Annotated in this window: 21 protein-coding genes; 10 read left to right on the forward strand and 11 right to left on the reverse strand. The window is 71.9% G+C overall.

Translation table 11 applies throughout. The annotated features are described in order from the left end of the window. Positions 1-160: 160 nt before the first annotated feature. Together OHA37_RS14170 and OHA37_RS14175 are read left to right on the forward strand one after the other, a co-directional pair. Entirely contained in the window at positions 161-967 is an 807-nt protein-coding gene (locus OHA37_RS14170; RefSeq protein ID WP_266905195.1) for a purine-nucleoside phosphorylase, read from the forward strand. Between the two features lie 70 nt (positions 968-1,037). After that, positions 1,038-2,687: a phospho-sugar mutase gene (locus OHA37_RS14175; protein ID WP_266912775.1), complete on the forward strand. Its 1,650-nt coding sequence runs from the start codon at positions 1,038-1,040 to the stop codon at positions 2,685-2,687. 58 nt (positions 2,688-2,745) lie between these two features. Here the strand turns inward: OHA37_RS14175 and OHA37_RS14180 are convergent, their stop codons facing one another. From OHA37_RS14180 to afsQ1, 3 genes are read right to left on the reverse strand one after another with little or no spacing between them, the layout of a single operon-like run. Next, positions 2,746-3,471 carry a hypothetical protein gene (locus OHA37_RS14180; protein ID WP_323182409.1) on the reverse strand — a complete coding sequence of 242 codons (726 nt, stop codon included), beginning with the start codon at positions 3,469-3,471 and terminating at the stop codon, positions 2,746-2,748. Continuing rightward, positions 3,455-4,945: a sensor histidine kinase gene (locus OHA37_RS14185; protein ID WP_266905199.1), complete on the reverse strand. Its 1,491-nt coding sequence runs from the start codon at positions 4,943-4,945 to the stop codon at positions 3,455-3,457. The genes OHA37_RS14180 and OHA37_RS14185 overlap by 17 nt, the downstream gene beginning before the upstream one ends. Further along, positions 4,942-5,619 (reverse strand): two-component system response regulator AfsQ1, encoded by a 678-nt coding sequence (gene afsQ1, locus OHA37_RS14190; protein ID WP_254382550.1) that lies wholly within the window; start codon positions 5,617-5,619, stop codon positions 4,942-4,944. The genes OHA37_RS14185 and afsQ1 overlap by 4 nt, the downstream gene beginning before the upstream one ends. A 177-nt stretch (positions 5,620-5,796) precedes the next feature. On the opposite strand from afsQ1, the gene OHA37_RS14195 reads away from it, so the two are divergent. After that, positions 5,797-6,516, forward strand: a complete 720-nt coding sequence (locus OHA37_RS14195; RefSeq protein ID WP_266905201.1) for a SigE family RNA polymerase sigma factor — start codon at positions 5,797-5,799, stop codon at positions 6,514-6,516. A 120-nt stretch (positions 6,517-6,636) separates the two neighbouring features. Here the strand turns inward: OHA37_RS14195 and OHA37_RS14200 are convergent, their stop codons facing one another. Further along, positions 6,637-7,335, reverse strand: coding sequence for a uridine kinase family protein (locus OHA37_RS14200; protein WP_266912776.1), 699 nt, complete (start codon positions 7,333-7,335; stop codon positions 6,637-6,639). 65 nt (positions 7,336-7,400) lie between these two features. On the opposite strand from OHA37_RS14200, the gene OHA37_RS14205 reads away from it, so the two are divergent. Continuing rightward, positions 7,401-7,757 carry a hypothetical protein gene (locus OHA37_RS14205; protein WP_266905203.1) on the forward strand — a complete coding sequence of 119 codons (357 nt, stop codon included), beginning with the start codon at positions 7,401-7,403 and terminating at the stop codon, positions 7,755-7,757. Between the two features lie 72 nt (positions 7,758-7,829). On the opposite strand, the gene OHA37_RS14210 is transcribed toward OHA37_RS14205, so the two are convergent. The 3 genes from OHA37_RS14210 to deoC are packed head-to-tail and all read right to left on the reverse strand — an operon-like array spanning position 7,830 to position 11,129. Then, positions 7,830-8,732: an aldehyde dehydrogenase family protein gene (locus OHA37_RS14210; protein ID WP_266905205.1), complete on the reverse strand. Its 903-nt coding sequence runs from the start codon at positions 8,730-8,732 to the stop codon at positions 7,830-7,832. Beyond that, complete coding sequence (locus OHA37_RS14215) at positions 8,725-10,161, reverse strand: aldehyde dehydrogenase family protein (RefSeq protein WP_266905207.1); 1,437 nt, start codon at positions 10,159-10,161, stop codon at positions 8,725-8,727. The genes OHA37_RS14210 and OHA37_RS14215 overlap by 8 nt, the downstream gene beginning before the upstream one ends. A 5-nt stretch (positions 10,162-10,166) precedes the next feature. Next, positions 10,167-11,129, reverse strand: a complete 963-nt coding sequence (gene deoC, locus OHA37_RS14220) for a deoxyribose-phosphate aldolase (RefSeq protein WP_266912778.1) — start codon at positions 11,127-11,129, stop codon at positions 10,167-10,169. A 160-nt stretch (positions 11,130-11,289) separates the two neighbouring features. Between deoC and OHA37_RS14225 the strand changes: the two genes are divergently transcribed. The 3 genes from OHA37_RS14225 to OHA37_RS14235 all read left to right on the forward strand — a co-directional run bounded on the left by OHA37_RS14225 (position 11,290) and on the right by OHA37_RS14235 (position 12,793). Continuing rightward, entirely contained in the window at positions 11,290-11,907 is a 618-nt protein-coding gene (locus OHA37_RS14225; RefSeq protein WP_266905209.1) for a PH domain-containing protein, read from the forward strand. Positions 11,908-12,014: 107 nt separating this feature from the next. Then, positions 12,015-12,530, forward strand: a complete 516-nt coding sequence (locus OHA37_RS14230; protein ID WP_266912780.1) for a VanZ family protein — start codon at positions 12,015-12,017, stop codon at positions 12,528-12,530. A gap of 50 nt (positions 12,531-12,580) precedes the next feature. Next, the gene (locus OHA37_RS14235; RefSeq protein ID WP_266905211.1) at positions 12,581-12,793 is read left to right on the forward strand and encodes a PspC domain-containing protein; all 213 of its coding nucleotides are present in this window, start codon (positions 12,581-12,583) and stop codon (positions 12,791-12,793) included. A 17-nt stretch (positions 12,794-12,810) separates the two neighbouring features. Here OHA37_RS14235 and OHA37_RS14240 read toward each other — a convergent pair whose 3' ends face one another. The 3 genes from OHA37_RS14240 to OHA37_RS14250 form a co-directional block, all read right to left on the reverse strand. Continuing rightward, on the reverse strand, positions 12,811-13,626 hold the full coding sequence (locus tag OHA37_RS14240) for a hypothetical protein (protein ID WP_266905212.1): 816 nt from the start codon (positions 13,624-13,626) through the stop codon (positions 12,811-12,813). 166 nt (positions 13,627-13,792) lie between these two features. After that, on the reverse strand, positions 13,793-14,062 hold the full coding sequence (locus tag OHA37_RS14245; protein ID WP_266905214.1) for a hypothetical protein: 270 nt from the start codon (positions 14,060-14,062) through the stop codon (positions 13,793-13,795). A 139-nt stretch (positions 14,063-14,201) separates the two neighbouring features. After that, a complete protein-coding gene (locus OHA37_RS14250; RefSeq protein WP_266905216.1) occupies positions 14,202-15,350 on the reverse strand; it encodes an adenosine deaminase in 1,149 nt (382 codons plus the stop codon). A 114-nt stretch (positions 15,351-15,464) separates the two neighbouring features. On the opposite strand from OHA37_RS14250, the gene OHA37_RS14255 reads away from it, so the two are divergent. Together OHA37_RS14255 and OHA37_RS14260 are read left to right on the forward strand one after the other, a co-directional pair. Continuing rightward, a complete protein-coding gene (locus OHA37_RS14255; RefSeq protein ID WP_266905218.1) occupies positions 15,465-16,184 on the forward strand; it encodes an alpha/beta hydrolase in 720 nt (239 codons plus the stop codon). A gap of 436 nt (positions 16,185-16,620) precedes the next feature. Then, positions 16,621-17,703: a helix-turn-helix domain-containing protein gene (locus OHA37_RS14260; RefSeq protein ID WP_266905220.1), complete on the forward strand. Its 1,083-nt coding sequence runs from the start codon at positions 16,621-16,623 to the stop codon at positions 17,701-17,703. On the opposite strand, the gene OHA37_RS14265 is transcribed toward OHA37_RS14260, so the two are convergent. Next, complete coding sequence (locus OHA37_RS14265) at positions 17,639-18,580, reverse strand: LysR family transcriptional regulator (RefSeq protein WP_266905222.1); 942 nt, start codon at positions 18,578-18,580, stop codon at positions 17,639-17,641. The genes OHA37_RS14260 and OHA37_RS14265 overlap by 65 nt on opposite strands. Before the next feature lie 99 nt (positions 18,581-18,679). Between OHA37_RS14265 and OHA37_RS14270 the strand changes: the two genes are divergently transcribed. After that, positions 18,680-19,981 carry an MFS transporter gene (locus OHA37_RS14270; protein WP_266905224.1) on the forward strand — a complete coding sequence of 434 codons (1,302 nt, stop codon included), beginning with the start codon at positions 18,680-18,682 and terminating at the stop codon, positions 19,979-19,981. The last annotated feature ends 31 nt before the right edge of the window (positions 19,982-20,012 follow it).

The raw sequence follows: 20,012 nt of genomic DNA on the forward strand, positions 1-20,012 counted from the left end.
GTTTGAGGCGCGGGGTCCGGGGCAGAGCCCCGGCAACGGCGCCGCACGGCCCCCACGCACCCCGCCCGGGACAATTGGTCGGAAACGACAAGGCAACGATCCGAATACCGTGAGCTGCGCCATCTACGCGCGTAGGAGAAGAGCGGCTACGCTCTTCCGCGTGAACGCATCTGTTACCGACCCCTTCGCCGCCGCCGACGCCGCCGCCGCCCGCCTGCGCGAGCTGACCGGCGCCGAGACCCACGATGTCGCCCTCGTGATGGGCTCCGGCTGGGCCCCCGCCGCGGAGGCGCTCGGCGCGCCCGAGGCCGAGTTCCCGGTCACCGAGCTGCCCGGCTTCCCGCCCCCCGCCGTCGAGGGCCACGGCGGCAAGATCCGCTCGTACAAGATCGGCGAGAAGCGCGCCCTGCTCTTCCTCGGCCGGACCCACTACTACGAGGGCCGCGGCGTCGCCGCCGTCGCCCACGGCGTGCGCACGGCCGTCGCCGCCGGCTGCAAGACCATCGTCCTGACCAACGGCTGCGGTGGCCTGCGCGAGGGCATGAAGCCCGGCCAGCCGGTCCTGATCAGCGACCACCTCAACCTCACGGCCACCTCGCCGATCGTCGGCGCGAACTTCGTGGACCTGACCGACCTGTACTCGCCGCGCCTGCGCGCGATGTGCAAGGAGATCGACGAGACCCTCGAAGAGGGCGTCTACGTGCAGTTCCCCGGCCCGCACTACGAGACCCCGGCCGAGATCAACATGATCCGCGTCATGGGCGCCGACCTGGTCGGCATGTCCACCGTGCTGGAGGCCATCGCCGCCCGTGAGGCCGGCGCCGAGGTGCTCGGCATCTCGCTGGTCACCAACCTGGCGGCGGGCCTGTCCGGCGAGCCGCTGAACCACGAAGAGGTGCTCCAGGCCGGCCGCGACTCGGCCGCGCGCATGGGCAAGCTGCTGACCCAGGTCCTCGCCCGGATCTGAACGACGCACCGGACGACGGACGACGGACCGTACGAGAGGTAAGGCGGAAGTAGTGCAGGACGTGCAGGACGTGCAGGACGATCTGATCGCACGGGCCCGGGCCTGGATGGCCGAGGACCCGGACCCGGAGACGGCCGACGAGCTCGCCAAGCTCATCGAGGCCGGTGACACGACCGAGCTCGCGGACCGCTTCTCCGGCATGCTGCAGTTCGGCACCGCCGGACTCCGCGGCGAGCTGGGCGCGGGCCCGATGCGGATGAACCGCAATGTGGTCATCCGGGCCGCGGCCGGCCTCGCGGCCTACCTCAAGGCCCAGGGCCACGACGGCGGCCTGGTCGTCGTCGGCTACGACGCCCGCTACAAGTCGGCCGACTTCGCCCGCGACACCGCCGCGGTGATGATCGGCGCCGGGCTGCGCGCCGCCGTCCTGCCCCGGCCGCTGCCGACGCCCGTCCTCGCGTACGCCATAAGGCACCTGGGCGCCGTCGCCGGCGTCGAGGTGACCGCGAGCCACAACCCGCCCCGGGACAACGGCTACAAGGTCTACCTCGGCGACGGTTCGCAGATCGTCTCCCCGGCCGACGCGGAGATCGCCGCGCAGATCGACGCGATCGCCGCACTGGCCGACGTACCGCGGGCCGAGGACGGCTGGCAGGACCTCGGCGACGAGGTCCTGGAGGCCTACCTGGCACGCACGGACGCCGTCCTGACCCCCGGGTCACCGCGCGGCGTGCGGACCGTCTACACGGCCATGCACGGCGTCGGCAAGGACGTGGTCCTGGCCGCCTTCGCCCGCGCCGGCTTCCCCGCCCCGGTCCTCGTGGCCGAGCAGGCGGAGCCCGACCCGGCCTTCCCGACGGTGGCCTTCCCCAACCCGGAGGAGCCGGGCGCGATGGACCTGTCCTTCGCCACGGCCGCCCGGGTGAACCCGGACATCGTCATCGCCAACGACCCCGACGCCGACCGCTGCGCGGTGGCCGTCCCGGACGCCGCCTCGGCCTCCGGCTGGCGGATGCTGCGCGGCGACGAGGTCGGCGCGCTGCTCGCCGCCCACCTGGTGCACAAGGGCGCCACGGGCGTCTTCGCCGAGTCGATCGTCTCCTCCTCCCTCCTCGGACGGATCGCGGAGGCCGCGGGCGTGGGCTACGAGGAGACCCTCACGGGCTTCAAGTGGATCTCCCGCGTCGAGGGCCTGCGCTACGGGTACGAAGAGGCGCTCGGCTACTGCGTGGACCCCGAGGGCGTCCGCGACAAGGACGGCGTCACGGCCGCCCTGCTCGTCGCGGAGCTGGCCTCGGAGCTCAAGGAGCAGGGCCGCACCCTGACCGACCTGCTGGACGACCTGGCGATGGAGCACGGTCTGCACGCCACCGACCAGCTGTCGGTCCGCGTGGAGGACCTGTCGGTCATCGCCTCGGCGATGGCGGCGCTGCGCGCGGAGCCCCCGGCCTCGCTGGCGGGCCTGCGGGTCACCTCGGCGGAGGACCTGAACGAGGGCACGGCGACGCTCCCGCCCACGGACGGTCTGCGCTACTACCTGGAGGGCGACTACAAGGCCCGGGTGATCGTCCGCCCGTCCGGCACGGAGCCCAAGCTGAAGTGCTACCTGGAGGTCGTGGTCCCGGTGGCGGACGCCTCCGACCTGCTCCCGGCCCGCGCCCGCGGCCAGGAAGTCCTCGACGCGATCAAGAAGGACCTCGCGGCGGCGGCCGGCATTTAGCCGCTCGTTGCGAGGGCCCCCCGAGCCTCCGGCTCGGGGGGCCCTCGCCGTATCCGGGTCAGGAAGGCGAGGGAGCGGGCGCCGGGCTCGCCGACGGCCGGACCACGTCGCCGAGCGTCGGGACCGCCTCCGGACGGGAGCGGACGGCGTCCGTGCACTCCCAGGCCCTCGGCGGATCCGCGTCGGGACCGCCCAGGACCACCGGGCCCGGCCCCGGCGACACCGCGTCGCTCTCCGCGAGCGTGCACACCAGCTGCGACAGCGCCACCGGGGGCAGGTCCTCGGGCTTGCGGCTCAGCCGTACGGTGCCCTGCGGATCTCCCGGCCGCGGCGCCGAGGCCGCCAGCAGGGCCGGCACCTCGCTGGTGAAGCCGGCCTCCCGCTCCTCCGCCGACGGCTCCCGCTGGAGCACCTCCAGCAGGGCCTGGGTGACGAGCACCGCCACGTCCGGCGCGGGCCGCTTCTCCGGCACCGGCACCACCCGCTGGACGCCCACCAGCTGCGCCCCGCAGACCAGTTCCACCGTGGCCCGGATGCCCTGCATCCCGCCGGTTCCGGCGGGCGTGCTCGGCGGCGTCGATGGTTTCTTGCAGGAGACCCGCGAGGGCGCCGGGCCCACGTCCACCGGCACGGTGGTCGCGCGGATCCCGCACCCCGACAGGAGTCCCAGGGACAGCAGGCTCAGGACCGTCACCGCGGCCGTCGCGCCACGCCCCGCCGTCCTGCGCTCCGCCGTTCCGCGACCCGTCGAACCGGGCTTCGCCGTCCTACGCCTCGTCGTCATCGTCACCGGCGATCACCTTCCCCACGTCCACCGGCAGCCGCAGCGTGAACAGCGCACCGCCCTGCGCCCCGTTCTCCGCGGTGATGTCGCCGCCGTGGATGTGCGCGTTCTCCATCGCGATGGACAGCCCGAGCCCGCTGCCGTCGGACTTCGGCCGCGACGCGCTCGCCTTGTAGAACCGGTCGAAGACGTGCGGCAGTACGGCCTCGGGGATGCCCGGCCCGTTGTCCCGTACGGCGATGACCAGCCAGTCCCCCTCCACCCGGATGGAGACCCGGACCGGCGATCCGCCGTGCTTGAGCGCGTTGCCGATCAGGTTGGCCAGGATCACGTCGAGCCGCCGCGGGTCGAGCCGCGCCACGATGCCGCGCTCCGCGTCGAGTTCGACCGCGTCCAGCCACGCCCGCGTGTCGATGCACGCCGTCACCTGGTCGGCGACGTCCACGTCGTCCAGCACCAGCCGCGCCGTTCCCGCGTCGAAGCGGGTGACCTCCATGAGGTTCTCCACCAGGTCGTTCAGCCGCCTGGTCTCGCTCACGACCAGCCCCACCGCCGGTGCGATCATCGGATCGAGATCGTCGACCTCGTCCTCCAGCACCTCGGCGACCGCCGTCAACGCCGTCAGCGGCGTGCGCAGTTCGTGGGACATGTCCGCGACGAACCGCCGGCTGGACTCCTCCCGCGCGCTCATGTCGGCGACCTTCTTCTCCAGCGCCTCCGCCGTCTTGTTGAAGGTGTGGGCCAGGTCGGCGAGTTCGTCCGTCCCCGACACCTCCAGCCGGTGGTCCAGCTCCCCCTCGCCGAGCCGGCGCGCCGCGTCGCCGAGCCGCTGCACGGGTCGCAGGACCGTACGGGCCGCGGCCTGCGCGAGCAGCGCGGACCCGAGCAGCGCGAGACCGGTGGCGATGGTCAGCGACCAGGCCAGGGCGTTGAGGTCGTCGCGCTCCTGGGCGAGGGACTTGTACATGTAGCCGGTCGGGCCGCCGCCCACGATCCGGGTGCCGCCGACCAGGTAGGGGTTCCCGTCCGGCTTCGTCCGCTGCCAGTACACGTGGTACTCGGCGTCGTTGGCCGAGGTGGTCTTCTGCCGGTCGTCGACGGCGTGCTGGAGCGACTTCGGTACGTCGGCCAGCGAGAAGGCGTCGAGACCGCCGCTACCGGCCACCTTGCGGCCGTCCTTCTCGTCCACCAGCAGCACGCTGTAGCCGGGGCTGCTGCCCGCCATCATCTCGGCGGTGTGCTGCAGCTCCTCCTGCGTCGGGTCGGCGGGCAGCGCCGCGGCCCGGTCCTGCATCTCCTGCCGGAAGTCGCCGAGGGCGGCGTCCTGGGTCCGGGTCAGGACGGCCTCGCGGTTGAGCCAGTACGCGATCCCGGACGCGGAGACGGCGGCCGTCAGGGCGACCAGCGCGAACACGACGAGGAGCCGCAGCCGCAGGCTGGTCCAGCGCCGGCCCGCGAACAGGGCTCGGATCACTGCGGGGAATCCAGTCGGTAACCGACGCCCCGCACGGTACGGATCAAGGTGGGCGACGAGGGCACTTCCTCGACCTTGGCGCGCAGCCGCTGCACGCAGGCGTCGACGAGCCGCGAGTCACCGAGGTAGTCGTGCTCCCACACCAGCCGCAGCAGCTGCTGGCGGGAGAGTGCCTGACCGGGGCGGCGGCTGAGCTCCAGGAGCAGCCGCAGCTCGGTCGGGGTGAGCTGGAGGTCCTCGCCGTTCTTGGTCACCGTCATGGCGGAGCGGTCGATGACCAGCGGGCCGAAGACCGCGGTGTCGGTGGACTCGCGCTCGCCGCGGCGCAGCACCGCCCGGATGCGGGCGTCGAGCACCCGGCCCTGCACGGGCTTGACGACGTAGTCGTCGGCTCCCGACTCCAGGCCGACGACCACGTCGATGTCGTCGTTGCGCGCGGTGAGCAGGATGATCGGCAGCTGGTCGGTGCGGCGGATGCGCCGGCACACCTCGAAGCCGTCGATGCCGGGCAGCATGACGTCGAGCACGATCAGGTCGGGCCGCTGCTCACGCAGCAGTTTGAGGCCGTCCTCGCCCGTCGCCGCGGTGGCCACACGGTGGCCCTGGCGTGACAGCGAGAGTTCGAGGGCCGTGCGGATGGCGTCGTCGTCCTCGATGAGCAACAGGAATGGCACGGGCTCATTCTGTCCCATCGCCCCTCGGGACTTCGACCGCGCGGCGGCTCCAATCCGGGCACGAATTCCCCCGGGCCCCTGTGACAGGCCTGTGACAGTCGAAGGACACCCCGGTTATCTCGGGCGGGCAGTCTTCTTGGCAACGGACCAGACAGACTCCACGACGGGGGGCGCGAGATGAACACGCTGCACAGCACCAGCACCGGCGCGATTGTCACGCGGCTGCACGATGTGAACCGCCGCACGGCAATCCGTACGGCGACGGCCCCTTCCCGGCGGCCGGCGCACGTGGTGGCCATCGACGCGAAGACCTACGAGCGCCCCTCCGTCCCCGCCCAGCGCACGGCGGGCTCCCCGGACGTCCCGGACTCCTCGAACGAAGCCGAGTTCACGGCGTACGTCCAGGAGCGGCGCGCCGCTCTGTACGCGACGGCCTTCCACCTGACCGGCGACCGCTACGAGGCCGAGGACCTGCTGCAGACCGCGCTGTTCTCCACGTACCGCGCCTGGGACCGCATCAGCGACAAGGCCGCCGTCGGCGGGTACCTGCGCCGCACGATGACGAACCTGCACATCAGCGCCTGGCGCCGGCGCAAGCTCAACGAGTACCCGACGGAGGAGCTGCCGGAGACGGCCTCGGACACGGACGCCATGGGCGGTACGGAGCTGCGCGCCGTGCTGTGGCAGGCACTGACCCGCATTCCGGAGCCGCAGCGCACGATGCTGGTGCTCCGGTACTACGAGGGCCGCACGGACCCGGAGATCGCGGAGATCCTGGGCATCAGCGTCGGCACGGTGAAGTCGAGCATCTGGCGTTCGCTGCGGCGGATGCGCGAGGACGAGGCGCTGAGCTTCGGCCGCGACGAGTCGGAGTCCTTCGAAGACCTGGTCGCGTAGGCGCGGCCACACGGACCATCGGGCCAGGGGGCCCGTCCTGCGGGGGTGGGGCGGGGGCCACGGGGGAAAAAGGCGGGATCATGCGGCCGGGGGTCCGCAGGGTCCCGCCTTTTCACGTTCCTAGACCGCGGCGGCAGCCCGGTGCCGCCCCGCCGCTGCTGCGGCAAGCCGCCCGAGGGCCTCGTCGCGGCCGCAGGCGTGCGCGCCCAGCGCGGTGTGCCGGGCCACGATGCCCCGCTCGGCCCGCATGAGCCGCCACCCGCGCCGCAGGAGCATCGGCACCGATTTGCGGCCCTCGCGCAGGTCACGGGCCAGGCGGCGGCGGAAGGTGGTGCTGGGCCGCCCGCGCAGGCAGAGCGCGTCCGCCAGCAGTCCGAGCTCCTGGCAGCGCGCCACGACGTCCGCCGCGAAGATCCCCTCCGCGATGAACAGCGGGGTCCGGCCGATGTCCAGCGTCTCGGTGCCGGTGCGGGAGCTGGTCGCGATGTCGTACACCGGGACCTCGGTGCGGCCGGTGCGGCACAGCTCCGCGACGGCGGCGACGGCGACCTCGGCGTCCCACGACAGCGGGGAGTCCCAGTCGATGTCGGAGCTGCCCTCGACCAGCGGCAGGGTCGGGTCGTCGCCCTCCTTGTAGAAGTCGTCCAGGCGCAGGACGGGCAGGCCCGAACGGGCGGCCAGCGAGGACTTGCCGGAGCCCGAGGGCCCGGTCAGCAGCACGACGCGCGTAGGCAAAGGAGAAGAACAGCTCACGGAACAACAGTGTGAACTATTACCTCGCGCAGGGGACCTACCCAAAGACCCGTTGGTATCCAGGATCACACCTCCACTACGCTGCGTGCGCGCACGACTACGTCCCCACACGAGCCCACAGGCGGGAATCCATGGCACGTCACGCAGCCCCCAAAGCCCCCCTCCCCAAGGCGCTGCGCACCGCAGGCCTGACCTTCTCGATGGCCGGTGCGGCCCTCGCGATGGCTGCCGGCGGCGCCCAGGCGGGCGAGCTCGATGTTCCGGCGGCCCTCGCAGGGGTCTCCGACCCGATCTCTAACCTCAAGGTGAATCCGCTGGCCCACACCGGCGTGGACCCCCTCGACAACGGCGTGGCCACCAAGGTCGCGGATTTCCCGTCCGTCGGCACGGGCATGGTCACGGGCATCCTGACCCAGGGGCCGTCGGTCGGCGAGCTGCCCACCGCCGCGGTCTCCTCGCTGCTCGGACCGGTCCTCCCCAAGCAGTAAGCACGAAGAGGCCCCGGCAGCGCGGGGGACGCCGCCGGGGCCCGTCTTCGGGGGGGTGGGGCCTCTGGGCCCCTAGTAAGAAGATCCGCCCGCGCCCAGCGACCCGGTCGGGTGCCAGACGGTCTTGGTCTCCAGGAACGCCGTCATGCGCGCCGTGCCCGGGTCCGCGCTCCAGTCGTCCACAGGCTGTGGACGCAGGACGCGCTTGAGGTTGTCCGCGGCCGCGATCTCCAGCTCCTTGGCCAGCGCCTCGCCGGCGCCCGCCAGGTCGATCGCGTTGACGTCCTGGTGGGACGCCAGGTGCGGGCCCATCTCGGCGGCCTTGCCGGACAGGATGTTGACCACGCCGCCGGGCAGGTCGGAGGTGGCCAGGACCTCGCCGAGGGAGAGCGCCGGGAGCGGCGCCTTCTCGGAGGCGATGACGACGACCGTGTTGCCGGTGGCGATCACCGGGGCGATCACCGAGACCAGTCCGAGGAAGGACGAGTCCTGCGGGGCCACGACCGTGACCACGCCGGTCGGCTCGGGGGTGGAGAGGTTGAAGAACGGGCCCGCGACCGGGTTGGCCCCGCCCACGATCTGGCCGATCTTGTCGGTCCAGCCCGCGTACCAGACCCAGCGGTCGATGGCCGCGTCCACGACGGCCGCGGCCTTGGTCTTGGACAGGCCCTCGGCCTCGCCGACCTCGCGGACGAACTGCTCGCGGCGGCCCTCCAGCATCTCGGCGACGCGGTAGAGGATCTGGCCGCGGTTGTACGCGGTCGCGCCCGACCAGCCGCCGAAGGCCTTGCGGGCCGCGACGACCGCGTCACGGGCGTCCTTGCGGGAGGACAGGGGTGCGTTGGCCAGCCACTTGCCCTTGGAGTCGGACACCTCGTACACCCGGCCGCTCTCGGAGCGGGGGAACTTGCCCCCGACGTACAGCTTGTAGGTCTTGAAGACGCTCAGACGCGTCTGCGCCGAAGAATCAGACATCGAGGTAGCCCTCCAGGCCGTGACGGCCGCCTTCGCGCCCGAAGCCCGACTCCTTGTAGCCGCCGAAGGGCGAGGTCGGGTCGAACTTGTTGAACGTGTTGGCCCACACCACACCCGCACGGAGCTTGTTGGCGACCGCGAGGATGCGGCTGCCCTTCTCCGTCCAGATGCCGGCGGACAGGCCGTACTGGCTGTTGTTGGCCTTGGCGACGGCCTCGTCGGGCGTGCGGAAGGTCAGCACGGACAGCACCGGGCCGAAGATCTCGTCGCGGGCGACGGTGTGCGACTGGGAGACGTTCGTGAAGAGCGTCGGGGCGAACCAGTAGCCGGCGTTCGGCAGTTCGCACGGCGCCGACCAGCGCTCGGCGCCCTCCGCCTCGCCGGTGTCCGCGAGGGCGGTGATCCGGGCGAGCTGCTCGGCGGAGTTGATCGCGCCGATGTCGGTGTTCTTGTCGAGCGGGTCGCCCAGGCGCAGCGTGGTCAGCCGGCGCTTGAGCGAGTCGATCAGCTCGTCGTGGATCGACTCCTGGACCAGGAGGCGCGAGCCCGCGCAGCAGACCTGGCCCTGGTTGAAGAAGATGCCGCTGACGATGCCCTCGACGGCCTGGTCGATGGGGGCGTCGTCGAAGACGATGTTGGCACCCTTGCCGCCCAGCTCCAGGGTGAGCCTCTTGGAGGTGCCGGCGACCTGGCGCGCGATGGCCTTGCCGACGGCGGTGGAGCCGGTGAAGGCGACCTTGTTCACGTCCGGGTGCTCGACGAGGGCCGCGCCCGCGTCCCCGTACCCGGGGAGGATGTTGACGACACCCTTGGGCAGGCCCGCCTGGCGGCAGATGTCCGCGAAGAAGAGCGCGGACAGCGGGGTCGTCTGGGCCGGCTTGAGCACGACCGTGTTGCCCGTGGCGAGCGCCGGGGCGATCTTCCAGGCGAGCATCATCAGCGGGAAGTTCCACGGGATGACCTGGCCGGCCACGCCGAGGGGGCGGGGGTTCGCGCCGTAGCCCGCGTGGTCGAGTTTGTCGGCCCAGCCCGCGTAGTAGAAGAAGTGCGCGGCGACGAGCGGGAGGTCCGCGTCGCGGGTCTCCCGGATCGGCTTGCCGTTGTCGAGGGTCTCCAGGACGGCCAGCTCGCGGCTGCGCTCCTGGATGATCCGGGCGATGCGGAAGAGGTACTTGGCGCGCTCGGAGCCGGGCAGCGCGGACCACTTCTCGAAGGCCTTGCGGGCGGCCTTCACGGCACGGTCCACGTCGGCGGCGCCGGCCTGCGCGATCTCGGAGAGGACCTCTTCGGAGGCCGGGGAGACGGTCTTGAAGACCTTGCCGTCCGCCGCGTCGGTGAACTCGCCGTCGATGAAAAGCCCGTAGGAGGGCGCGATGTCGACGACGGACCGGGACTCGGGGGCGGGTGCGTACTCGAATGCGGATGCCATGATGATCAGTCCACCGTCACGTAGTCGGGACCGGAGTAACGGCCGGTGCTCAGCTTCTGGCGCTGCATCAACAGGTCGTTGAGCAGGCTGGAGGCTCCGAAGCGGAACCAGTGGTTGGACAGCCAGTCCTCGCCCACGGTCTCGTTGACCAGGACCAGGAACTTGATCGCGTCCTTGGTGGTCCGGATGCCGCCGGCCGGCTTCACGCCGATCTGGATTCCAGTCTGCGCCTTGAAGTCGCGGACGGCTTCGAGCATGAGCAGCGTGTTCGCGGGCGTCGCGTTGACCCCGACCTTGCCGGTGGACGTCTTGATGAAGTCGGCCCCGGCCATCATGCCGATCCAGGAGGCGCGGCGGATGTTGTCGTACGTGGACAGCTCGCCGGTCTCGAAGATCACCTTGAGCCGGGCCGCGCTGCCGTCGGGACGGACGCAGGCCGCCTTGACGGAGCGGATCAGCTCGTAGGTGTCGAGGTAGTGGCCGGCGAGGAAGGCGCCACGGTCGATGACCATGTCGATCTCGTCGGCGCCGGCGGCCACGGCGTCGGCCGTGTCGGCGAGCTTGACGGGCAGGGCCGCGCGGCCGGCCGGGAAGGCCGTGGCGACGGAGGCGACCTTGACGTCGGCGCCGTTCAGGGCGGCCTTGGCGGTGGCCACCATGTCGGGGTACACGCAGACGGCGGCCGTCATGGGCGTGGTGCGGTCGGTCGGATCGGGGTTGGCTGCCTTGGCGGAGAGCGCCCGGACCTTGCCCGGGGTATCCGCGCCTTCCAGCGTCGTCAGGTCGATCATCGAGATGGCGAGGTCGATGGCGTACGCCTTGGCCGTCGTCTTGATCGAGCGGGTGCCGAGGGAGGCCGCGCGGGCCTCCAGGCCGACAGCGTCGACGCCGGGCAGCCCGTGCAGGAAGCGGCGCAGCGCACTGTCGGACGTCGTCACGTCAGCGAATGCGGTGAGGGTGGTGGGCATGGTCACCACATGAGCATATCTACGCGCGTAGCGGCCTGTCACCCCCTCCCCCCGATTCATTCGGAATCGGACACCCCGCTTGCTCCCGGCAGCCGTCCCGGCCCGCCCCTCCCGTACGCCGATCTCGTGGGCTGAGACGGCTTGAGGCAGAATCTGCCGCATGAGCAGCGAGCAGCCCACCGAAGAGCCGGCGTACGACGACCGGGTCTACCGTTCCCCGATGGCCACCGTCACCGGGGTGGTACTGCTCGCGCTGCTCGCGTGGCTCTGCGGGGACGCCGTGGTGCGGGGCTCCGGGAACGTCCCGTGGATCGCCCTCGCCACCGTTCTGTGCCTGGCCCCGGTCATCGTCGCGTTCACGGTCCGTCCGGCCGTCTTCGCCAACGACGACCGGCTGCGCGTGCGCAACCCCTTCCGGGTCATCGAGCTGCCCTGGGCGGCCGTCGACACCGTGCGGGCCCGGTTCTCCGCCGAGGTGCTGGCGGAGGGGGCGACGTACCAGATGTGGTCCATCGCGGTCTCCCTGCGGGAGCGCAAGAAGGCCAACCGCCGCCAGGCCGGCCGGCTCGGTCTGGGCAACGGACAGGCCAAGACCCCGGACGAGGACGTCCGCCGGGCCTCCGCCGACCGGATCGTCGACGAGCTCCGGGAACTGCACGAGCGCTGCGCCTCGCGGGCCGGCGCGCAGGGCTCGGTGAAGGTCTCCTGGTCGTACGAGATCATCGCGCCCGCCGTGATCGGCGCGCTCATCCTGATTGTGCTGCTCGCCACCGGCTGACCGGGGGTTTCCCCGGAACCGCGAGCACCGGAACCCGCGTCTCCACTGGCGTGCACCGTCTCGAGGGCAACCGTGTCAAGGGCAGCGGCAGCGCCGTCGCCGTACAGCTGTGGATCCGGCTTCTCACCGGGGTCCTGCTGGCCGCCCACCTCCTGCTCGTCGGCTGGCTGATGCTGCGCCCGCTGGACGTGCCCTGGGCGGCGGCGGCCAATCTGACCCCGCTGGAGGGGATCAGGGCCGACCTCTCCTACGGGCCCCTGGAGGCCGCCCGCCGGATCGGCGGCGGGCTGGCGCTGCTGGCCCCGCTCGGGGTGCTGCTGCCGCTGATCAGCGGCCGGGTGGAGCTTTCGCCGCTGGCCACGTGGTCCTCGCTGGCCCGGACGGCCGCCGCGGGCGCGCTGTTCTCGGTCGGCATCGAGATGTTCCAGATGGCGGTCCCGGGGCAGGTCGTCGATGTGGATTCGGTGCTGCTGAACACCCTCGGCGTGGTGCTCGCGCACCTGGCCGTCATCCCGGCCCTGCGGTCCCGGCTGCGGCGCTCTCAGGGCCGGACCCCGAGAATTACCAGGGTCGGGCTCGGCCCTTGGACCGACGTTCTGTCCTCTGTTCAGCGGGAGTATTGAGGCATCGCGGGAAAACATCCCGCGGACCGCACAACGACCGAGGAGAGACCATGAGCGCCCTTGCCCGCCCCCGTGACGGACGATGGATCGGCGGAGTCTGTGCCGGTCTGGCGCGCCGGTTCGGAATATCCGCGAACACGATGCGGATCATCTTCGTCGTCTCGTGCCTGCTGCCCGGCCCGCAGTTCCTCCTTTACCTGGCGCTGTGGGTGCTCCTGCCGAACGAGAAGTCGGGCACCCCTTCCGCCGCCACCGGCTGGTAGCCGGACGGACCGGGAATTCAGCGCGCGGCGCGGACCTTCTGCAGCTGCTTGTCCGCGACCTCGTGCGGAACCTGGGGGGTCTGGCGGCCGCCCGCGACGTTGAGAGCCATGAGACGCACGACGGTGTCGCCCTGGCGTACGACGACCAGGTGCACCTGGGCGGTGACGCCCTCGGCGGCCGCGGTCGTGGTCCAGCTGACGCTCTCGTCGCCGCCCGTCTTGTAGTCGGCCGCCTTCACCTCGCGGTACGCGCCGCTCTGCTTCTCGACGGTGGCGGTGAAGCCGGTGGCGCAGGCCGCCACGGCGTCCTTCAGCCGGGCGATCAGCGCCTTGGCGTCGGACTCGGCGTAGGAGCTGACGGAGGCGGAGACGGCCAGGCCCATCTGCTTCTGGGAGCCGATGCCCCGGTTCACGGTCTCGCGCGCCGCCGGGTCGGGCTTGTCGCCCATGATGTCGGCGAGCGGCTGGCAGGCCTTGCGGTCCGCCTGCGGCTGGCCGTCGGGGGCGTTCGGGTTCTTGCCGTTCGCGGAGATCTGGTAGCCGGTCAGGTCGCCCTGCTCCAGGGCGGAGCGCTCCAGCCGGCTGCCGCCCTGCTTGGGAGCGTTCGTACCGCCCGCACCGCCCGCACCGCCCGCAGCGCCGGCTGTGCCGCTGCCCGCGGAGCCGGGGGCACCCGTGCCGGCCGAGCCCGCCGACGCGGACTGCCCGGGCGCGCTCGCGGAGCCCTTCGGGTCCGGGCCCTTGCCGGAGGCCGGGGTGTTCGTACTGCCGCAGCCCACCATCGCGGACAGCAGGGCGGGGAGCAGTACGGCCGTGGCCGTTCGTGCCTTCATTCGCATGATCGAAACCTCATACCCATGGGGTCGGCGGGCAGTTGGCGGTGATCCTGGCACATGCCGCGACGCGGCACACACCCGTTCGAAGAGGTGTGCGCCGCGTGGGCGTGCGTGCGAATCGCGTACGGGTCGCGTACGAATCCGACAGGGGATCCTGAGTGGATCAGGCGCCGAGGCCGCTGGTCGGCAGACCGCCGAGCAGGCCGGTCACCGGGCCGAGCACGGCGGCCGGGTCGCTCGCGTCGGAGGCCTGCTGGCCCTCTTCGGCGGCCACGTGCTGCTGGCTGGTCGCGCCCTGGACCGCGCCCGTGACGGTGCCCAGCGCGTCACTGAGACCGACGGCGGGGACGGCCGAGGCGCTACCGGCGGCGACGGCGGCGAAGGCGGCACCGAGAGCGGCAACACCGAGGGTCTTGGCAGCTGTGTGCTTCATGAAGAATCGTCCTTGCGACGGGGAAATGAGCGGCTCCGCAAACTAGTCACTTCAAACCCCCTCTCGCAAACATCATTAAATACGAGAAAGCGCCCGGGAATTGCTCCTCCCGGGCGCTTTCAGTTCGTCATGCCTTGGCCTAGGCCGAGACGGAACCGCTGGTGGAAGCGGTCTGACGGAACAGCCATTCCGACTTCAGCTCCGCATAACCGGGCTTGATCACGTCGTTGATCATGGCCAGTCGTTCATCGAAAGGAATGAACGCGGACTTCATCGCATTGACCGTGAACCACTGCATGTCGTCGAGCGAGTAGCCGAAGGTGTCGACCAGGTGCTCGAACTCGCGGCTCATGCTGGTGCCGCTCATCAGCCGGTTGTCGGTGTTGACCGTCAGCCTGAAGTGCAGTTTCCGCAGCAGGCCGATCGGGTGCTCGGCATAGGAGAGCGCCGCACCCGTCTGCAGGTTCGACGTCGGGCACATCTCCAGCGGGATCCGCTTGTCCCGGACGTACGAGGCCAGGCGGCCCAGCGTCACGGAACCGTCGGCGGCGACCTCGATGTCATCGATGATCTTCACACCGTGGCCGAGCCGGTCGGCGCCGCACCACTGCAGGGCCTGCCAGATCGACGGCAGGCCGAAGGCCTCGCCCGCGTGGATGGTGAAGTGGTTGTTCTCGCGCTTGAGGTACTCGAAGGCGTCGAGGTGGCGGGTGGGAGGGAACCCGGCCTCGGCGCCGGCGATGTCGAAGCCGACGACGCCGTTGTCGCGGTAGCGGTTGGCCAGCTCCGCGATCTCCAGCGCGCGGGCCGCGTGCCGCATCGCGGTCAGCAGCGCGCCGACGCGGATCCGGTGACCGTTGGCCTTCGCGCGGCGCTCGCCCTCGCGGAAGCCCTCGTTGACCGTCTCGACGACCTCTTCGAGGGTCAGGCCGGCTTCCAGGTGCTGCTCGGGCGCGTAACGGATCTCCGCGTAGACGACGCCGTCCTCGGCGAGGTCCTCGGCGCACTCGGCGGCCACCCGGAAGAGGGCCGCCTTCGTCTGCATGACCGCGCAGGTGTGGGCGAAGGTCTCCAGGTAGCGCGGCAGGGAACCGGAGTCGGCGGCCTCCCGGAACCAGATGCCGAGCTTGTCGGCGTCGGTCTCGGGAAGGTTCTCGTAGCCGACCTCGCGGGCCAGCTCGATGATGGTCCCGGGGCGCAGTCCACCGTCGAGGTGGTCGTGCAGGAGCACCTTCGGGGAGCGGCTGATCTGATCCGGGGTGGGCAGGTTGGGGGTCTCGCTCGTCATCTGGGCACTCTAGCTCCTACGCGCGTAGAGCGGTGAGACGGAGTCCGCCCCCGATATGTAACAGTGACCGCGCGGACGGGTGGCGTACACCTCGGCGTCTGAGACTGTTCCGTCATGGCACAGCATGCGCCGCCGGCGCGCGGGGCCCGCCTGGGGCGGGCGGCCGGCGCGAACGGCTCGGTCTCAACGGTCAGTGGTGTGGTGCTCCTTCTCCCCGGAGCGTCCAGATTGTCCCCCGGTCCGGTACGTCCGCTGGCTCGGGCCCTGGCCCGTGCGGGCGCGGCGGACGGGCTGGTCACGCACCAGGTCATCCACGGTGCGGGCACCCGGGAAGGGGACGCCCAGTGGGCCGCGGACGAGGTGGTCCGCCGGTACGGGGACGTCCCGGTGTGCCTGGCCGGCTACGACGCGGGCGGCCGGGCGGCGCTCGCCGCGGCCGGCCACGAAGCCGTCAACTCCGTTCTGGCACTCGCCCCTTCGTTCCCGCGGCAGTCCGACACCGACTCCCCCGAACCGGTGAAGCAGCTCTCGGGCCGCCGGGTCCTGATCGTGCACGGCACCAACGACGCCCGCAGCGACCCGGAGTTGTCGTACCGGCTGGCGACCCGGGCGAAGAAGGCGAACCGCACGACGTGCCGCTTCGAGGTGCACTCCGACGGGCACGGGCTGCGCGAGCACCAGGACGAAGTCGTGGCCCTGTCCGTGGACTTCGTACTGGGCTCCGTGTTCTCGGGGCCCTACTCGCGACCGGTCACCGACGCGCTGGCGGCTCCCCCGCCGCTGGGCCTGCGGATGCCGCTGGCCTCCGGCTACAAGCGGTCCCTGCGCGGCTGACACCCCACGCCTACGACGGAGGGCGGCGGGGCGGAGGGCCCCGAAGGGCAGCGACTGCCCGGAAGGGCAAGGAAGGCCCCCGAAGGGCAGCCGCGCGCTGCGGGCCGAAGCGCCCGGATTCGGTGTGGTCACGCCGGGCCGTCCGTGCCGGCCGCGCCGTCCCCTCCCGGTCGGATGACACGGGCGGGCCCGGCGCGACCACCTTGAGGCACACGCCCGCGCGAGGGCGCGATGCCAGGCCGGCGAAGCGCGGACTTGAAAATGCCCGCGCCCTCCCCCGAGAACGCCGTGGTACCACTGTGCCGGTTAGGCCTATCCTCACGAAGATCGGAGGGCATCGTCTTGGTGCCTTGCGGGAACACGAGGGGTTTACGAATCGGCACAGGCCGGGACGAATATGTATATGCCATCGGATGAAACGGACCAACTGAGCTCCGTGGCCCGGCGTCTTTACGGGTACGCGGCCGAGCGGCACACGTTTTCCGAGACGGAAGCCGGCGAGGCGCTCGGCGAGTCGGTCGGCGACGCCCTCGCCGAACTCGCGGCGGCCCACCTGATCCAGCCCCGCTCCCACCCGGCCTCCGCCGCGGACGGCGTCCGCCCCGACGAGCCCGCGCGGGTGTGCTGGAGCGCCGTGTCCCCGCGGGCCGCGGTGGCCCGGACGCTGGCCCCGCTGGCCCTGCGGGTGCGCGAGACCCACGACGAGATGGACCGGCTGCGCGACCGGCTGGAGAACCTGCTCCCCGCGTACGAGGCGGGCGCCGACCTGCGCGACCGGGGCGGGGCGAACGCCCTGGAGCTGGTCACCGACCCGGACGCGCTGCAGGACCTGATCGGGGAGCTCATCGCCTCGGCCGAGTCCGAGGTGCTGACCTGCCACCCGGGCGGCGGCCGCAGCACGGCGACCCTGGAGGGGGCGGTGGTCCGGGACGAGGCGATGCTGGCCCGGGGCGTGCGGATGCGCACCCTCTACCAGCACACCGCCCGCTACTCCCGCCCGACGGCCGCCTACGTGGAGCGGGTGACCGCGCTCGGCTCGCAGGTCCGTACCGTCGGCGACGGGCTGATGCGGATGATCCTCGTCGACCGGCACACCGGGCTGATGGAGGTACAGGACGACATCAAGGCGGCGCTGGTGGTGCGCGAGCCCAACGTCGTCCACTTCATGGCGCAGACCTTCGAGCGCTGCTGGGCGGAGGCCGAGCCCTTCAGCACCACCGTCGGGCCGGACCAGGCCCGTTCGATCTCCGACGAGCTGCGCCAGAACATCGTGCGGCTCCTGGCGGAGGGGCTGGAGGACAAGGTCATCGCCCGGCGCCTCGGCATGTCGGAGCGGACCTGCCAGCGCCACATCGCCGAGATCATGCGGGCGGTGGGGGCCAAGTCCCGTTTCCAGGCGGGGTTCCTGCTGTCGGCGACGGCCGCGGCCGCCGCCTCCGCCACCCGCACCCCGCTCACTCACCCCCCGGCTGAAGCTCCGGAATCAGCCGCCCCCGACGGGACAGCAGAAACTTCTTGAACTCCGCCACCGGAGGCGTGTCCGGGTGCCCGTCGAGCCACGCCACCCCGATCTCGCGGACCGCGCGCGGGGCGGTGACCGTCAGCTCGACGACCCCGGGCCGGGCCACCGCCGGCGGCGGCAGCAGCGCCACACCGAGACCGGCGGCGACGAGCCCGCGCAGGGTCTCGGCCTCCTCGCCCTCGAAGGCGACCCGGGGCGTGAACCCGGCCTCCGCGCACAGGTCGTCGGTGATGCGGCGCAGCCCGTAGCCCGGCTCCAGGGTGACGAAGGTTTCCTCGGCGGCTTCCGCGAGGCGGATCCGCTTGCGCGTGGCGAGCCGGTGGTCGTCGGGGACCACCAGGCGCAGCCGCTGCTCGTCGAGCCGCCGGGCCACCAGGTCCGGGGCGTCGGGCAGCGGCGAGGTCAGGCAGAGGTCGAGCTCGCCGGCGCGCAGCCGCTCCAGCATGGCCTCGCCGTAGTTCTGGACCAGGGAGAACCGCACGCCGGGGTGGTCGGCCCGGAAGGCCCGGATCAGGCCGGGTACGGTCTCGGGGCCCAGGGTGTGCAGGAAGCCGAAGGCGACCTTGCCGAAGGACGGGTCGGCGTCCTGCTGTACGGAGCCGGCGGCGCGGGCGATCTCGGCCAGCGAGCGCTCCGCCGAGGCGAGGAAGGTGCGGCCCGCGACGGTGAGGGCGACCGTACGGCCCTTGCGGGCGAACAGGGTGACGCCCAGGTCCTGTTCGAGGCGGACCATGGCCCGCGACAGGGTGGACTGGGGAACGCCCAGCTCGTGCGCGGCGCGGGTGACGTGCTCGTGCCGGGCGACGGCGACGAAGTAGGCGAGGCGCGGGGCCAGCGCATGTGTCACGGCCATGTCTTCTTCGTAACGACTCATCGATAGACACCCATCTGACCTGCGCTGATGCATGGATGGATTGATTATCGCGAATCCGTGCATTGGACGCATGAAAAGGACGGGCCTACCGTCGTAGGCATGCCTCCCGCTCATACCGGGGCACCCGTCATCCCGGGTGCCTCCACCCCGTCGTTCCCGGCCTCCGCACCCGAGGCCCCCGCCTCCGCACCCGAGGCGCACGAGCCCGGCCGTCCCGGCTACCGCCGCCTCAGCCTGGCGCTCTTCGCCGCCGGTCTGGCCACCTTCGCCCTCCTCTACTCCACCCAGGCGCTGCTGCCCGCGATCTCCGACGGCTTCGGCGTGACGGCGGGTCAGGCCAGCTGGACGGTCTCCGCGGCCACCGGTGCGCTCGCGCTGTTCGTCCTGCCGCTCAGCGCGCTCTCGGAGCGTTTCGGGCGGACCCGGATGATGACCTGCTCGATGGTGATCGCGGTCGGCGTCGGCCTCCTCGTGCCCTTCGCACCGAACCTGGAGTGGCTGATCGCGCTGCGCGCCGTTCAGGGCGCGGCGATCGCCGGCATCCCGGCCTCCGCGATGGCGTACCTGGCGGAAGAGGTGAAGCCGAAGGCGCTGGTCGCCGCGATCGGCCTGTTCGTGGCGGGCAACTCCATCGGCGGCATGAGCGGCCGCCTCGTCACGGGCTGGGCGGCCCAGGTCTGGGGCTGGCGCGGCGGGCTGCTGGCCGTCGGCCTGATGTCGCTGGCCTGCGCGGCGGCGTTCCTGGTCCTCCTGCCCCGGGCCCGGTTCTTCCGGCCGGCCTCGCTGAACCCGCGTGAGGTGGGACGTACCGTCTCCGGGCACCTGCGCGATCCGCTGCTGCTGCGGCTGTACGGGATCGGCGCGCTGTTCATGACCGTGTTCGGGGCGGTGTACACGGTCATCGGCTACCGCCTGGTGGACGAGCCGTTCTCGCTCGGGCAGGGCCTCATCGGCTCGATCTTCCTGATCTACCTGGTCGGTACGGTCTCCTCGGCGGCGGCCGGGCAGCTGGTGGCCCGGCTGGGCCGGCGCGGCGCGCTGTACCTGGCGGTGACCACGACGGCGGCGGGCCTGTTCCTCTCCCTCGCGGAGTCCCTCACCGCGATCCTGCTCGGCCTGATCCTCATCACGGCGGGCTTCTTCGCGGGCCACGCGGTGGCCTCCGCGGCGGTGAGCCGTACGGCGAAGACGGGCCGCGCGCAGGCCTCGGCGCTCTACCAGTCGGCGTACTACGTCGGCTCCAGCGCCGGCGGCACGCTGGGCGCCCTCGCCTACCACTCGGCGGGCTGGGCGGCCACGGTCACCCTCGCGCTGCTCGCGGTCGCCGGGGTCGTCACGATCACCCTGTACGGGTCGCACGCGGCCCGTACGGCCCGGATCGCGGCGCTCGCGGCGCGCTGAGGGCCGCCCCACCGGGGCCGTCAGTCCCGGA

This window comes from Streptomyces sp. NBC_00335 (genome assembly GCF_036127095.1).
Taxonomy (GTDB): Bacteria; Actinomycetota; Actinomycetes; order Streptomycetales; family Streptomycetaceae; genus Streptomyces.